Raw genomic sequence first — 15,446 nt, forward strand, 5'->3', positions numbered from 1 at the left:
TAACACTCGTGCGTCGCATCCGGCAATTACGTTTATCCCCGTGAACTAAACAACGCCGCCAGACCGCTGCGCCGCTCGGTGCGCGTGGCAATTGCCGCACTTAAAATGCGCTCATCGGCATACAGCGACAGACGGCGACGCGCGCGGGTCACCGCGGTGTAAACCAGCTCTCGTGTTACTACCGGCGTGCGTTGGCTCGGTAAAATCAACGCCGCATGGTCGAACTCCGATCCCTGCGATTTATGTACCGTCATCGCCCACGTAGTTTCGTGCTCTGGCAAGCGACTCGGTTGCACAGACTTAATATTGCCGTCCGGCATCGCAAACCAGACGCGCGTCCCCTGCCCACGATCCAGAGCGATACCGATATCGCCATTAAACAACCCAAGCGCGCTGTCATTACGGGCAATCATCACCGGTCGGCCTTCGTACCAACGAGAGTGCGGATTACGATGAATTTTGCGCTTCTGTTGCATAAACTGCTCAATTCGCTCATTCAGTCCAGCCACGCCAAACGGCCCTTCCCGCAGGGCGCACAAAAGCTGGTACTCATTGAACGCCTGAATGATTAAATCCGGCTCGGCACGCGCTTGCAGCAGATCCAGATAACGTCCGTAACCCGCAAGAGCTTCCTCAAGCATCGCAATATAATCTTCGCCGCTCTGTAAAAGCCGTTTTTCGATATCAGAAAAATCCTGCTGAAAAACGGTTTTCACTGCCGTTTTATCACCACGGTTGATCGCCGCAGCTAACTGACCAATGCCAGAATCGCTGCCGAAACGATAGCTTTTTTGCAGCAGGCAGAGACTGTCGCGCAAAGATGCCGCTTCTGTGCCAGTTCCTGCCGGAACGTGAGTTCCCGTCAGGCGGCTCAACTGCCCGGCACGCTCGGCGGTAAAGCCGGCATTGGCATAAGCGCAGATATCGCCCAGCACTGCCCCAGCCTCAACCGAAGCCAGTTGATCACGATCGCCGAGAAAGATCACTCGCGCATGATCGGGCAAGGCGTCGATCAGTCTCGACATCATAGGCAGATCGATCATTGACGCTTCATCTACCACCAGCACATCAAGATGCAGCGGGTTACCGGCATGATGACGTAAACGCTGGCTACCCGGCTGCGCACCCAGCAATCGGTGCAAAGTGCTGGCATCTTCCGGAATGCGTTTCTTTTGTTCATCGGTCAGCGGTAACTGGCGCAAAGCCTTGCCGAGAGATTCGGTTAAGCGCGCGGCAGCTTTACCCGTTGGTGCAGCCAGACGGATACGGCAGCGTTCGCCGTCTGCCATTTGAATTAACGCTGCCAGCAACTTCGCTACGGTGGTCGTTTTACCGGTGCCAGGGCCGCCGGAAATCACCGAGATCCGCCGCGTCAGCGCCACTGCCGCCGCAACTTTTTGCCAGTTAATTTCATCGCTTACTGGAAAAAGTTTGTCCAGGGTTTGCGCCAGTAGAGCTTCATCAACCTCAATGGCATGATTCACTTCGTTGAAAAAGCGTGCCACTGTGCGCTCGTTACACCACATGCGATTCAAATAAAGACGATCACCACAGAGGATCATCGGCGTTGGTTCATCTCCCCGGCTGACCGCTTGTGAAGCCAGCAAGCATTCTTCCCAATTTTGTAACTCACCGATTTCACTGACACAGGTTGCTAACAGCGGATGTGACTCCTCGTTATTTTCCAGTCGTGAGAGCGGTAAACAGACATGCCCTTCCCCGGCGTCGTGGCTTAACAGGGCTGCCGCGAGGGTGACGGCAGGATGTTCATCTCCCGCCACGGTCAGGGCAAATTGCACATCCAGCGGGCGTAGCTGTTTGTGCTCCACAGCTTCCAGTAATTGCTTTTGCAATTTCATTACGCCTCCTCCAGGGTCATACCGGCAAACATCTCATCCATCAGGTCAATCAACCCGGCGTTGGGTCGGGTTGTGTAAATCCCTTGTTGCGGATGTTCTTTATCAACGCCACGCAGGAACAGATAGATAACGCCGCCAAAGTGACGATCATAGTCGTAATCAGCAATGCGATGGCGCAGATAACGGTGCAGCGCCAGGGTATAAAGCTGATATTGCAGATCATAGCGGTGTGCCTGCATCGCCGCTGCCATAGCCTGTTGGGTGTAAGCCGAACTGTCTTCACCCAGCCAGTTGGATTTATAGTCGAGCAGGTAATAACGCCCTTCGTGGCGGAATACCAGGTCGATAAAGCCTTTTAACATGCCGCGTACCTGCATGAACTCCAGCGGCGGGCAGCCAGCGGATAGCGGATCAAACTGGCGAATTAGTGCATCAAGCTGGCTGGCGATGAGCGGTTCACTAATCGGCAGGTAAAACTCCATCTCCACCTGTTTATCGCGGTCGGAAAGCTGACTCAGGCTAACACCCGTTTCATTGAGAGGTGCCTGGAGGACAGCCGTGATCCACTCGGTCAACACCGGTTCCCACTGCGATTCAAAGCCGCCGAGTTCCAGTTTTTCCTGTACCCAGTTCGGGTCAACCGGCTGGGTAAAATCGAGGTCTTCAAACAAACTGTGCAAGAATGTCCCCGGTGACGCACCGCGCGGGAACTGATGCGGTGTTAACGTCGGTTCTTCAACGACGCTGACCACGCCTGCGGCATCAACATCCAGCCGTGGCATCAGATCCTGAGCGATACCGTGACCACGCTGCTGCAAACCGGAGTAGCTGGTGACACGCCAGTTATCGCCGGGCAATCGTTGTAGTGTCCTCGCATTCAGTTCTGCAGTTATAGCATCATTAACCTGCCAGGGCTGGTTATCACCCGTTTGTGCCGTTTGCCAGGCAATATCATCATCGCATAACGCTTCAATACAGGTGCGAAGTCCTGCCGCATCTTGCGGTTCCCCTTTTTGCAGCAAACGCCCGAGCGCACTTTGGTGGACGTCGGTGTCACCTTTTTTATCGCCACGACGGCGCACCAGCGGTGCAACGCCGAGACTGCAATGCCAAACCGAACGCGTCAGCGCCACGTAAAGCAAACGCAGATCTTCCGCCAGACGTTCGGCCTCCGCGAGATCGACACTTTCTGGCGCAGCGTTAAGATCCAGAACAGCCTCAAACGAGTGGCGATCGTGATAGAACGCCTGATCCTGGACGCGGAAATTGGTAATAAATGGCAACCAGACCAGCGGATATTCCAGCCCTTTTGATTTATGGATCGTGACAATCTGCACCAGATGTTTATCACTTTCGAGGCGCATTTGTTGGCTGGAGGCATTACTGTCTGGCTCGAGGATATGTTGCGATAACCAGCGTACCAGCGCATGTTCACTTTCCAGCTGCGTTCCGGCTTCTTGTAGCAGTTCGCTGATATGCAAGATATCGGTAAGACGCCGCTCACCGCCTGCCGTTGCCAGCAAGTTTTCAGCAATGTTACGCGCCGACATCAGCGCCCGCAGCATCGGCATAACGCCACGTTTGCGCCAGATTTGCCGATAACCATCGAACTCTTCGACTACCGCATCCCACGCATGTTCGTCATTATTCAGCGTTTCAATATCCAGCGCATTCAGCCCCATCATTGACGTTGCCAGCGCACTGCGCAGGGTGTTCTCACGTTCGGGAGTCATCACCGCCTGCAACAGCCAAAGCATCTCCTGCGCTTCCAGAGTTTCAAAAACACTGTCGCGGTTCGAAAGGTAAACGGAAGGGATTTCCAGCAGCGTTAAGGCATCGCGCACCTGAGCGGCCTCCTGGCGGCTGCGCACCAGCACACTGATGTCCGAAGCACGCACCGGACGCGCGTCGTCGCCGTTCATCAGCAACGCTTCGCCCCGCTGTCCGGCTTGTAGCCAGTCGCGGATTTGCGCAGCACATACCTGCGCCATGGTACTTTGATAGTCGCCAACGCCGCAGCTTTCGCCTTCCATCAGCCACATTTTCATCGCAGGCTGCGTTTCACCTTTAAACACAAAACGTAACGCCTGATTTTTCCCGGCTGATTTCACTGGAATAAAAGGAATTTCGCGAAACATGAACGCGTCATCAGTCTGACTGAAAAGCTTATTCACGCTGTTCACCATTCCTGGTGCGGAGCGCCAGTTGGTATCTAAAGTGTAGTGGGCGTGAACTTCGCTACGCGCCTTCATATAAGTGAAGATATCCGCACCCCGGAATGCATATATGGCCTGTTTCGGGTCGCCAATCAGCAACAATGCGGTTTCCGGCTGATGGTGCCAGATACGGCGAAAAATTCGGTACTGCTGGGGGTCGGTATCCTGAAATTCATCGATCATTGCCACCGGGAATCGCGTACGGATCGCCGCTGCCAACACCTCTCCGCTTTCGCTACGCAGCGCGGAATCGAGCCGACTTAACATGTCATCAAAACCCAATTCGCCACGGCGGCGTTTTTCACGCGCTACTGTTTCGCGGATCTCAGCCAATGCGCGGGTGATCACCAGATCGCGGATCGACAATGGTTCTGCAAGCAGTTGATCGATCGCCTCAAACAGTGGATGTCGCGGGGTTTCCCCCCCGGCTTTCGTGCGATCTTCTAAGAAACGCTGAGAGAATTTTTCCAGCGACTCCGGTAACTGATAACTGTTGGTCTCTTCTTCTGCCCAGGCGCTGATCTTGTCGATCCATTTAGCCTGATTGCTACGGTTAAACTTGCGTCGATCAATACCAGAAGATTCGATCAGCGCATCCAGTTCACCCACCGCGTCGCGCCACTGCTGTTTTACCGTATCAATACGCGCCACAATTTGCGCGTGGCGGGAAGCCAGCGTTTCATCATCGGGCGGCGGCGCTTTGATAACCGGCGCTTCGCCTTGCAGATAACGATTAATATCGCGCAGCAACGCCTGCGGTCCTTTCCAGGTTTCAAAGACGACCTGGGCAATTTCACGCGGCAGCGGGTAGCAGTGGCGACGCCAGAAATCGGCGCAGGCCTGGTAGCGTAGCAGAGACTCATCTTCAATCAGCTGCTGCTCAAACAGCATGCCGGATTCAAAGGCATTCAGGTTGAGCATGCGCTGGCAAAAACCGTGAATAGTAAAGACTGCCGCTTCATCCATCTGCCGTTCGGCTAACAACAACCACTGCGCGGCTTGCGCTTTATCGTCGATCTCTTCCAGCAGGCGTTCGTACAGTGGATTGTCGGTGGTTTCACGCAAACAGGCGATGCGCAACTCGTGGATATTGCTACGGATACGACCGCGCAATTCTGCCGTGGCAGCCTCGGTAAAGGTGACCACCAGCAGTTCTTCAACGGTCAGCGGGCGGGGAAAGGCGGCAGAACCGCCTAGTCCAAGTAACAGGCGCAAATAGAGCGCCGCAATCGTAAAGGTTTTGCCTGTGCCGGCAGAGGCTTCAATCAGGCGCTCGCCCTGTAAGGGCAAGCGCAAAGGATCTAGTGTCTCGGCGACATCACTCATTCTTTTCACTCATCAGGGGCATTGTTTGCTGCAACGCGCTGACGTTCTCCCACACTTTCCAGCCTTCAGGATGCACATATTCGGCTTTCCCGTTCTGGCTACCGGAAATCTGCGACAGAATAGCCATGCCTTGCGGCTCGACCACCGCCTGATGGAAGAAATCGGCCAGTTTTTGCGGCGTCAGCAGTTTTATCTGGGCCACGATTTTATCACGCGAATCGAAGCGCATATTGCCGCGATCGAAATCTTTACTTAACTTCGATGCTTCTTCGCCGAGCGTTTGCGGTGCCTGCAGCATCTGGGTAATTACCGCCTGCTGGATTTGCGCAAACTCTTCTGGCTTCATCGTCCGCAATTTTGCCTCTGCGGTTGGGAAAAACGCCTTGTAACGCTCCCACAAGAATGAAGGCTGTTTATCATTGCTTTGCAACAGGAAGCCCATGCCCCACTGACGCCCCACGCTCATTGGAAACGCAAACACGGCATAGCCCAACTGTTCTTCGGTACGCAACTGATTGTAGAACCACGGCTGTACGATCTGCCCCAACAGAGAGCTATAGGCTGAGCTGGTGTATTCATCGTAGCCAGTCGGTACAAATACCGCTGCCAGTGCGGAGTCGGTGCTGTTACCGGCTTTTTCAAAGATGACGGATTGTTTTTTATCGACCACGACATCTTTGTTACGACACCACTCCGAACCATCAGCGCCCAACTGTTTTTGCACATCGCGTGCCAGCGTTGTTGCCTGGGCTTCGGTCATGTTGCCAATAACCATAAACTCTGGTCGAGCCCCTGATTTTAAGGCGTCGCGATAGGCCAGCACCTCTTTCAAAGTGATTGAAGGCAAAATTTTGCGCCGTTCATCTCGCGAGAAGTACGGCACTTGCGAGAGCATCTGCGCGGGCATAATCGCCTGCTCGAACGCTTTGCCCTTTTCTGCAGAATCCATCATCTGGTTATACCAGGACTTCGCCTGCTCAAGCTGATCTTCCGTAGCGGTATAGCTAAAGTAGCCCTCCAGCAGAGCCTGGAACAGCTGCGGCAGGCGCTGGGTGTAACCATTGGCATTAACCATAAGGCCGTTGTTAGCGTTGGTGGAAAAACTTATGCCACCAACCGACGCCTGGTTGCTTAACTGATCAAGCGCCAGTCCGGCAAGATAATCATTGAGCGCAAACATCACCTGATTGCGGGCGCTGTCCATGGCTTTCGGGTTACGCAAAATCAGGCTGACATCAGCTTTGGGTTCGCTGGAAAAATAACGGCTTGGCGCATACACCACACGCAGATTCGACTCATCAACAATCAGCTCTGGATGGTCATATTTCTTCTCTGACTTAATCAGCGAGAAATCGTCAGGAATATAGGGGTTAAGCTCTGGCAAAGAGAGCGCAATGTCGGCTGCTTTTTTCTGCCAGTCAGCGAAAGTTTGTGCGCTAATTTTATCGACCTGATACGGCGCATCGACAAAGTAAGCCGTTTTGTTGTGCGGCTCTTTCGGGCTGATATACCAGATACGCGCATTCTGCGGCGTCATCATCGCCAGGCGTTCTTTTACTGCTTTAGCGTCGTACCGATCGGCAATATTGACTGCATCCAGCGTATGCTCAACAGGAACGCGAATCATGGTATCTGCCAGCCATTCGACGTAATCCATATCACGGGTGATTGACGGATAACGGAAGTCGATATCCAGCACATTCGCCAGTTCATCGAAGTATTGTTTATCAATCCCTTTTTCGCGTAACAGATTGAGGTAGCTAAAAATGGCCGCCACAACCTGATCGCGATTCGCCAGACCTTTATCGGTTAAAGACGCAGAGATCGCTAATACGCCGCTGTTGCCGTTGACGATAGGATCGGAATTGGCGCTAATGCCCTCAACTAATCCCTGCTTTTGCAGCCAGTCAGAAAGTGTACCTGGGCTGCGATTACCGATCAGATAGGTAATCAATTCATCCGTTTTACTACGGAACTTCGCTGAATTGTTATCGATGCGAAACTCAACGCGCAGAACTTTACGCGGCAGCGCCGGGACGTAATGAATGATAATGCCCTTTTGCGCGTCGGTGACTACCGGCACGGTGATTTCCGGTTTTTTGCTCTCTTTGTTCAGCACGCGACCAAAGGTGTCCGCCGCCATTTTTGCCAACTCCGGCAGCGGTTTATTGCTGTAAATAACCGCCTTCATCAGATTGGCGGAATAGTACTTCTCGTGGAAATCTTTCAGCGCCTGCTGTACCGGATTTCCGGGTTTGTCGCTTAAAGTTTCGAGGTTACCACCAGAAAACTTTGAACCGGGGTGTGCCGGGTTAATGGTTTCTGCGCTGACCTGTGCCATGCGCATCCCGTCACGCGTACGCGCCATGGTTAATTCGGCATTCACTGCATTACGTTCACGTTCGGCGTATTTCTTGTCGAGCAAGGGTTCTGCAATAGCGTCCGCCAGGCGGTCTACCGCACCGGGCAAGGCGTCGTTCTCAACTTCCAGATAGAAAGCCGTGCGATACGGTGCCGTGCTGGCATTGTGACTGCCGCCGTGCATTTTGAGATATTCGGCCAGACTGTCAGCCTGCGGGTACTTTTTCGACCCCATCAGACTCATATGTTCAAGGTAATGTGCCAGCCCCTGGTACGCCTCGGGATCTTCCAGCGACCCAACGGGCACTACCAGCGCCGAGAGCGATTTAACCGCCTGCGGATCAGAAACCAGCAAGACCACCATACCGTTATCCAGACGTATAGCCTGATACTGGCGGTTATCTTTATCACTTTTACGGATGGTTTCCTGAATCGGCTGCCATCCCGTTTCTGCCTGACTTAAGGGTGCCCAAAGGGCAACAAACAACAATAATGCTTTGAACCAGGTGCTGCTGGGCATTCACGGACCTCATAATCAACTTTATTTTCTGGCCAGATTCAACAGGTTAACGCAAATCATCTGCCAGAATTTAATCTTGTGCTGCACGAGTCAGCCTATGTCTATATATCCATCAGTCCGTGACTGGTGCGCATCATAAAGCAAGCAGATATATTGCGCAATTTTTATACAGCACTCATGACTGATTAAAGCGAAACAGCGGTAACAGGAAACGTTGCGACTGTTCAACGATGGCCTCCATTGTCTCTGGTGTTAATTGCCGCCAGAGCCGTTGATACCAGATATCATCACCTTCGCCACGCACCATCATGTTGCCTTCGTAAGCCTGAAGGAATTTCGTACGGGCTTTTTGTAACGTGGAATCGTCATCCAGCATGGCATCGTTTTGCGCGTCATAACAGGTTTTTAGCCACGCGCCGCCACTTTCAGGTAACACCAGCAATGGCGCGGACATTCCTTCACGATACCCCTCAATCAGTTGTGAGAGGTAATGCAAAGCCTGTTCGGCTGCAAGCGGCGGAAAACGCCACTCGCCGTCTTTGCGTAGAAAAAGGCGACTTTCACCATTACCACCGCTGGCACAGTAGACAAGGTGTTCCAGCCAAAGTTGCATTCCCTGCGCCACACTTAATAAAGAGGGACGCCAGCGCAACAGGCCATCCGGCTGCACCTGCGGCAACCAGCCAGTTATCTGCACACCGTTGCAGGCGAGATCAATTTCCATACTCTGCCCCGGCTGGCGACAGGCAATAACTCTGTCGGCAAGCTGCTGCATCTCCTGGCACTGTGTTTCCCAGAAAATTTCACCAAAAGCGCCATGCGGTAAATCCCCTGCCGCCCGGAAGCGGCGGAACAAGCGTTCGGCATCATCCTGCTCAACCAGTGCATTCAATAACTGCTGATTGATTTGATAACGGCTAAGCCCTTCCAGAATAAATGGCTCGGTGTCGGGGATTTCGCTGTCTTCAGTACGGAAGTTCACCTGCAAACGCATCTGGAAGAACGCCCGTACCGGATGTGCCCAGAATCGTTGTAGCGTTTCCAGCGGCACGGTTTCCGGTAAGGTAAACGGCAGCGGCTGAACAAATTCAGAATGTGCTTTACCAGCCTGGCTGGCCGCAGGTAGCCATTCACGAGCATAGCTTTGTCGTTCGCCTGGCTGGTAGTTTTGCGGATCAAACGGCATCCGGGTATGGAGGCAAGTAAGATGCGCTTTTACCCTTGCCTCGCTTTCATCACAGTTGAGCGCTTCATCGCCCGGTAGATAATGGCTTTGCCCGATGTAGTCGATCAGTTCCTGCACCAGTACCGACGGGAAACGTTCACTGTTATCCTGAATAGAACGCCCGATATAGCTGATATAGAGTTTTTGCTGCGCGGAAATTAACGCTTCCAGGAACAGATAGCGGTCGTCATCGCGACGGCTACGGTCGCCACGCTTCGGTTTCTGGCTCATCAGGTCAAAGCCCAATGGCGCAAGCTGGCGTGGATAAACGCCGTCGTTCATTCCCAGCAGGCAAACCACTTTGAATGGGATGGAACGCATTGGCATCAGAGTACAAATGTTAACCGGTCCGGCGAGAAAACGCTGGCTGATACGTTCCTGATCCAGGCGCTGTGCCAGTTCATCACGCAATAGTGACAGCGGCACCGCGTCGCCATACTGCGCACCTAAACCTTCGGCGATAATCGCCTGCCATTGTTGTTCGATCAGCGTCATCGCCGCTTCGGTTTCCGCATCCGGCAGGAAGAAGGCGTTGAGCATATCGCGACAAACCGGCAACCACTCTTCCAGCGGACGCTCCTGCGCCAGCCCGCGACGCCAGATGTTTAGCTGCATTAGCAGTGAAGCCAGATGCCCCACTAGTTCTGCAATTAAGCCGCTCGATTCATCATAAGGTAGAACCGATTGCCACTCGCCCTGCGCGCTCTCCATCGCGTAGCCCAGCAACATACGCGTCAGGCCAAATCGCCAGGTGTGTTGTCCGGTGGCGGGGAGTTCCAGCTCGCGAACGTTGTCGTCATCTATCCCCCAACGAATGCCAGACTCGTTGACCCACTGGCGTAAATAACGCAGCCCTTCTTCGGTGATGTCAAACCGCGCCGCCAGCACCGGCACATCCAGTAATGCCAGAACGTCCTCCGACACAAAGCGACTGTCAGGCAGTGATAACAGGCTGATAAACGCTTCAAGTACAGGATGCGACTGCCGCGCCCGACGGTCGGAAATGGCGTAAGGTAGGTAACGATCCGCAGGTGCGCTACCAAACACAGCCTGAATAAACGGACTGTAGCTGTCGATGTCGGCCACCATCACGATGATGTCGCGCGGAGTGAGTGTCGGGTCTTCCTCCAGCATCGCCAGCAGGCGATCGTGTAAAACTTCAACTTCGCGCTGCGGGCTATGGCAAACGTGGAAGGTGATACTGTTATCCAGTGGATCAAGCAGGCGTTTGTTATCGCTACGGGAAAACTCTTCGATATTCACACCCGCAACAGCGCAGTTTTCAAGTTCCAGAATGTCAGACTGAATGTTATGCAGCAGGTTATCTGGCGTGACATCGACAAAGGCGTCCAGCTCCTGGCTGCCCTCCAGATCAGAAAGGAGATAAATGTAGTCGCGCCCAAGCTTGCCCCATGAGGCCAGCAGCGGGTTGCCGACATCCTGTTCACCATCGCTGTTAAAGAGCTGTCCGGCATTTTCGCTGTCGCGAAATAGCGGTAATTCGCGATCTTCAAAACTGTGTCGGCGCTGGCGAGTCAGCAGTTTCGCCAGATAAGCAGGATCTTTAATGTCGCCCCAGTAATAACGGCAGGGGTTGGTAAACAGGAGATGGATTTCAATATGTTTACCCAGCGCCTGTAGCGCCTGGAGATAAACAGGCGGTAACGCGGAAATACCGCATATAAAGACGCGCGAAGGTAACCCCGGCGGGCAGGTCGTCGCGGACTCCAGCGTTTCGATAAAGCGCTGATAAAGATTGGCGCGGTGCCAGCGCGGTTGCCCGAGTTCGTCGGTATATTCCACCAACGCCTTCCACAACGGCGCTTGCCAGGCCTGCGCCTCTCCAAGTCCTTCTACCAGATTCCCGGCTTCCCACTGTGCCAGCCAGTCCGGGCGATAGACCAGATACTGGTCAAACAGGTCCGCCGCTTTTGAGGAAAGCTGGAACAGTTTTCGCTTGTCGCTATCGTCAGTCAGATAATGCCGCAACAGGGTAAAGTCTTCGCGATCCAGCAATTGCGGCAACAGAGTCATCAGTTTCCAGCTCATGCTCTGTTTGTTAAAGGCGCTCTCTTTGGGGATTTCCGGTAACACCCGGACGAACATATCCCAGATAAAGCTCGCAGGCAGCGGAAAATCAATGTTTGCCGCAATACCAAACTTTTGCGACAGGGTCATTTGCAGCCACTGCGCCATACCGGTACTTTGCACCAGAATCATCTCTGGTTCGAAAGGATCGTCCAGCCGTTCGCGTTCGACAATAAACTCCATCAACGCTTCCAGCACGTCCAGACGATTGGAATGGTAGACCCTTAACATAGCGGCTCCTGACTACTGACGATTCGGGCAATGCAGGCGGGTCATCTCGCCTTCTCTGCCCCCGGGTGAAACTAGCGTAACGCTGATGCTGACACATCCCGCCTGCGATGTCTGCATTCGGTTGACCTGCCAGTTGGCAGGTGGCGAAATCGCACGCAGTTGCGTTTGCTGCCAGCCATGCCGCCAGAGCTGTTGGTACTGGTTTCTGCTGGCAAGACTGTTCATTAATGTTCGCTGGAAACCCGATAACGCAGTGACAATCATCACCATCAACACCATCGCCAACATTACCTCCGGCAGGCTAAAGCCTTGTTGATTCTTCAGGGAAGCTGACATAACGCCCTCTCTTTCAGCGGACAAAAATCGCTCCAGCCGCGTGGCGAAAAAACAATGTTTCCATCGATGACTTCACCTGTTCGCCACAACGAAACGCCTTCATAACCGGCAATCAATAAGGCCTCATTATCTGCCAATAAACGCAGACAAACCCGGGCACCGGTGGCAGCATACAGTAAGCACTGAACTGCGGGCTGCGTCTGCCAGGAGTGCATTTTTCCCCACTCCAGCGCCGACTGAACGATGGCCTGGCGGCGCAATGACTGACTTTCCATGCTCACGCGAGAGGCAAAACTGCGATCCTGTTGGCTCATTCCTTGTAATAGCAAGCTACCCAAAATCAGCAGCATCAGGACCAGAGCCAGTGACGAAACACCCTTTTCGCGGTTCACAGGTTGGATCCTGTCACGCTATAGCTGGCATCCACCACGGTTTGCGGATCAGCCTTGCTGGCAGCGTGCATATTAACCGTCAACACCGGCGAGAAACCGCTGACATCCTGTCGGGTAACCTGAAAAGTGTCGATAATGATGGCATCCGGATTAGTGACTTTATCCCAGCCCTTACCTTCACAGGATGTCGCACCGCGTAGCGTTTCCAGCACATGCTCCTTCAGACGAAATCCAATCTGGTCGGACTCTTTTACCGGTTCGCGATCCCAGATACCGTTACTGTTCGCATCCCACTGCACAATGACACAGTCACCCTGTCCGACAATTTCCAGCCCTTCGCCGGTACAGCTGCCATGACAATAACCCGCCCTCTGGAGATGCTTCGCAACGGTAAATACCCGCAGCCAGATTTCATCTTCCAGCGCCAGCTTACGGGTGCTCGTTAAACTGTCACGCTGTAACGCAGGCAGAAAGCGTGCTGCCCCCAGCAACAATACGCTACTGATCGCCATAGCAATCAACACTTCCAGCAGAGAAAAACCTAGCTCTTTTACAGGCATCCTTCTGTTTCTCCTTGCTGACAAAGCCGGAGTCTTCCCCACGGCGAAACCACCAGCCACCACTCGCCCGTTGAGTTTTTGAAGCGAATATGCCCGGCCCATGCGGTATTGCGCAGGCCAAAGAAAGCAAGCGAAGGTGTCAGGTCGCTCATTTCGACTTCGGGCCAGCGTGGCACAAAGACCAATGGTGAACTGCCATGACAGGTATTGGCCCCAGCAGCGGAACTCACAAGGCACCATAACGCCCCCTCCCTGATAACGCTGATACTGTGGTCGCGGTTATGCCAGTTGGCATCTTCACGTAAATAGAGCAAATAGTCCCGCGCCTGGCTGGCGGTTTGCCATAGCCGTTGCGACTGCTGCCAGTATTGCCAGCCATAGAGTCCACTTGCGCTTAGCATGACCAAAATCAGCATCGCGACCAGCGTTTCAATCAGCGTATAACCACGTTGTGTTTTCATGCCGGCAGTATGGGGCGAGGAGAAAAAAAGACGAGGGCCAGTTTCTATTTCTTCGGCGCATCTTCCGGACTATTTACGCCGTTGCAGGACGTTGCAAAATTTCGGGAAGGCGTCTCGAAGAATTTAACGGAGGGTAAAAAAAACCGACGCACACTGGCGTCGGCTCTGGCAGGATGTTTCGTAATTAGATAGCCACCGGCGCTTTAATGCCCGGATGTGGATCGTATCCTTCAATCTCAAAGTCTTCGAAACGGTAGTCGAAGATGGATTCGGGTTTACGTTTGATAATCAACTTCGGCAGCGGACGCGGTTCGCGGCTTAATTGCAGATGAGTTTGATCCATATGGTTGCTGTACAGGTGCGTGTCGCCACCGGTCCAGACAAAATCACCCACTTCCAGATCGCACTGCTGCGCCATCATATGCACCAGTAACGCGTAGCTGGCAATGTTGAACGGCAGCCCGAGGAAAACGTCACAGGAGCGCTGATAAAGCTGGCAAGAGAGTTTGCCGTCTGCCACATAGAACTGGAAGAATGCATGGCACGGTGCCAGCGCCATTTTATCCAGTTCGCCTACGTTCCACGCTGAAACAATAATGCGGCGGGAATCCGGGTCGTTTTTCAGCTGGTTCAATACCGTAGTAATCTGGTCAATATGACGACCATCTGGCGTTGGCCAGGCGCGCCACTGTTTACCATACACTGGCCCGAGGTCGCCATTTTCATCGGCCCATTCGTCCCAGATGGTGACATTGTTTTCGTGTAGATAAGCAATGTTAGTATCGCCCTGCAGGAACCACAGCAGTTCGTGGATGATGGAACGCAGGTGGCAACGTTTGGTTGTCACCAGCGGGAATCCATCCTGCAGGTTAAAACGCATCTGATGACCAAAAATGGAAAGCGTTCCGGTTCCGGTACGGTCGTTTTTCTGTGTGCCTTCGTCGAGCACTTTTTGCATCAGTTCTAAATACTGTTTCATGGTTCCTCAGGAAACGTGTTGCTGTGGGCTGCGACGATATGCCCAGACCATCATGATCACACCCGCGACAATCATCGGGATGGAAAGAATTTGTCCCATGCTGATGTACTGCACCCAGGCACCAGTAAACTGCGCGTCGGGCTGGCGGAAAAACTCAACAATGATGCGAAACGCGCCGTAACCAATCAGGAACAAACCTGAGACAGCTCCCATTGGGCGCGGTTTACGAATATACAGGTTGAGGATAATAAACAGCACTACACCTTCCAGCAACAGCTCGTAAAGCTGTGATGGGTGGCGCGGCAGCACACCGTAAGTATCGAAAATGGATTGCCACTGCGGGTTGGTTTGCAGCAGCAAAATATCTTCTGTACGGGAGCCAGGGAACAGCATGGCAAACGGGAAGTTCGGGTCAACGCGGCCCCACAATTCACCGTTAATAAAGTTGCCCAGACGCCCGGCACCAAGACCAAACGGAATGAGTGGTGCGATAAAATCAGAGACCTGGAAGAAGGAACGTTTAGTACGGCGGGCGAAGATAATCATCACCACGATAACGCCAATCAGGCCGCCGTGGAAGGACATGCCGCCGTCCCAGACACGGAACAGATACAGCGGATCGGCCATAAACTGCGGGAAGTTGTAGAACAGAACATAACCAATACGTCCACCGAGGAAGACGCCGAGGAAGCCCGCATAGAGTAAGTTTTCAACTTCATTTTTGGTCCAGCCGCTGCCCGGACGATTCGCCCGACGTGTTGCCAGCCACATTGCAAAAATGAAACCCACCAGATACATCAGGCCGTACCAGTGAAGCGCTACGGGTCCTATTGAGAAAATGACCGGATCAAACTCCGGAAAATGCAGATAGCTACTGGTCATCTGTCACCAC

The 15,446-nt window shown here is 53.4% G+C and carries 10 protein-coding genes; all 10 read right to left on the bottom strand.

Annotation, left to right across the window (positions count from 1 at the left end):
• Positions 1-32: 32 nt before the first annotated feature.
• The 10 genes from recD to lgt all read right to left on the bottom strand — a co-directional run bounded on the left by recD (position 33) and on the right by lgt (position 15,436).
• Positions 33-1,859, bottom strand: coding sequence for an exodeoxyribonuclease V subunit alpha (gene recD / locus G434_RS14480; RefSeq protein ID WP_000775991.1), 1,827 nt, complete (start codon positions 1,857-1,859; stop codon positions 33-35).
• Positions 1,859-5,401 (bottom strand): exodeoxyribonuclease V subunit beta, encoded by a 3,543-nt coding sequence (gene recB / locus G434_RS14475; protein ID WP_001322794.1) that lies wholly within the window; start codon positions 5,399-5,401, stop codon positions 1,859-1,861. The genes recD and recB overlap by 1 nt, the downstream gene beginning before the upstream one ends.
• Positions 5,394-8,282 (bottom strand): pitrilysin, encoded by a 2,889-nt coding sequence (gene ptrA, locus G434_RS14470; RefSeq protein ID WP_001141227.1) that lies wholly within the window; start codon positions 8,280-8,282, stop codon positions 5,394-5,396. Before ptrA ends, recB begins: the two co-directional genes overlap by 8 nt.
• A 175-nt stretch (positions 8,283-8,457) precedes the next feature.
• Positions 8,458-11,826: an exodeoxyribonuclease V subunit gamma gene (recC, locus tag G434_RS14465; RefSeq protein ID WP_000946849.1), complete on the bottom strand. Its 3,369-nt coding sequence runs from the start codon at positions 11,824-11,826 to the stop codon at positions 8,458-8,460.
• A gap of 12 nt (positions 11,827-11,838) precedes the next feature.
• The gene (locus tag G434_RS14460; protein WP_001276460.1) at positions 11,839-12,162 is read right to left on the bottom strand and encodes a prepilin-type N-terminal cleavage/methylation domain-containing protein; all 324 of its coding nucleotides are present in this window, start codon (positions 12,160-12,162) and stop codon (positions 11,839-11,841) included.
• On the bottom strand, positions 12,147-12,554 hold the full coding sequence (locus G434_RS14455; protein ID WP_001078373.1) for a DUF2509 family protein: 408 nt from the start codon (positions 12,552-12,554) through the stop codon (positions 12,147-12,149). The genes G434_RS14460 and G434_RS14455 overlap by 16 nt, the downstream gene beginning before the upstream one ends.
• The gene (locus G434_RS14450; RefSeq protein ID WP_001144285.1) at positions 12,551-13,114 is read right to left on the bottom strand and encodes a prepilin peptidase-dependent protein; all 564 of its coding nucleotides are present in this window, start codon (positions 13,112-13,114) and stop codon (positions 12,551-12,553) included. Before G434_RS14450 ends, G434_RS14455 begins: the two co-directional genes overlap by 4 nt.
• Positions 13,105-13,575, bottom strand: a complete 471-nt coding sequence (locus tag G434_RS14445) for a prepilin peptidase-dependent protein (RefSeq protein WP_000857045.1) — start codon at positions 13,573-13,575, stop codon at positions 13,105-13,107. Before G434_RS14445 ends, G434_RS14450 begins: the two co-directional genes overlap by 10 nt.
• 184 nt (positions 13,576-13,759) lie before the next feature.
• Positions 13,760-14,554 (bottom strand): thymidylate synthase, encoded by a 795-nt coding sequence (thyA, locus tag G434_RS14440; protein ID WP_000816232.1) that lies wholly within the window; start codon positions 14,552-14,554, stop codon positions 13,760-13,762.
• A gap of 6 nt (positions 14,555-14,560) precedes the next feature.
• The gene (gene lgt / locus G434_RS14435) at positions 14,561-15,436 is read right to left on the bottom strand and encodes a prolipoprotein diacylglyceryl transferase (RefSeq protein WP_000204658.1); all 876 of its coding nucleotides are present in this window, start codon (positions 15,434-15,436) and stop codon (positions 14,561-14,563) included.
• Between the last annotated feature and the right edge of the window lie 10 nt (positions 15,437-15,446).

This window comes from Escherichia sp. KTE172, assembly GCF_000408845.1.
GTDB classification, from domain to species: Bacteria; Pseudomonadota; Gammaproteobacteria; order Enterobacterales; family Enterobacteriaceae; genus Escherichia; species Escherichia coli.

What these genes read in the sequence shown, in the direction of transcription:
- G434_RS14445 (WP_000857045.1), bottom strand. Translation starts at nt 13,575, where the DNA reads ATGAAAACACAACGTGGTTATACGCTGATTGAAACGCTGGTCGCGATG.
- recD (WP_000775991.1), bottom strand. Translation starts at nt 1,859, where the DNA reads ATGAAATTGCAAAAGCAATTACTGGAAGCTGTGGAGCACAAACAGCTA.
- recB (WP_001322794.1), bottom strand. Translation starts at nt 5,401, where the DNA reads ATGAGTGATGTCGCCGAGACACTAGATCCTTTGCGCTTGCCCTTACAG.
- G434_RS14460 (WP_001276460.1), bottom strand. Translation starts at nt 12,162, where the DNA reads ATGTCAGCTTCCCTGAAGAATCAACAAGGCTTTAGCCTGCCGGAGGTA.
- lgt (WP_000204658.1), bottom strand. Translation starts at nt 15,436, where the DNA reads ATGACCAGTAGCTATCTGCATTTTCCGGAGTTTGATCCGGTCATTTTC.
- recC (WP_000946849.1), bottom strand. Translation starts at nt 11,826, where the DNA reads ATGTTAAGGGTCTACCATTCCAATCGTCTGGACGTGCTGGAAGCGTTG.
- G434_RS14450 (WP_001144285.1), bottom strand. Translation starts at nt 13,114, where the DNA reads ATGCCTGTAAAAGAGCTAGGTTTTTCTCTGCTGGAAGTGTTGATTGCT.
- thyA (WP_000816232.1), bottom strand. Translation starts at nt 14,554, where the DNA reads ATGAAACAGTATTTAGAACTGATGCAAAAAGTGCTCGACGAAGGCACA.
- ptrA (WP_001141227.1), bottom strand. Translation starts at nt 8,282, where the DNA reads ATGCCCAGCAGCACCTGGTTCAAAGCATTATTGTTGTTTGTTGCCCTT.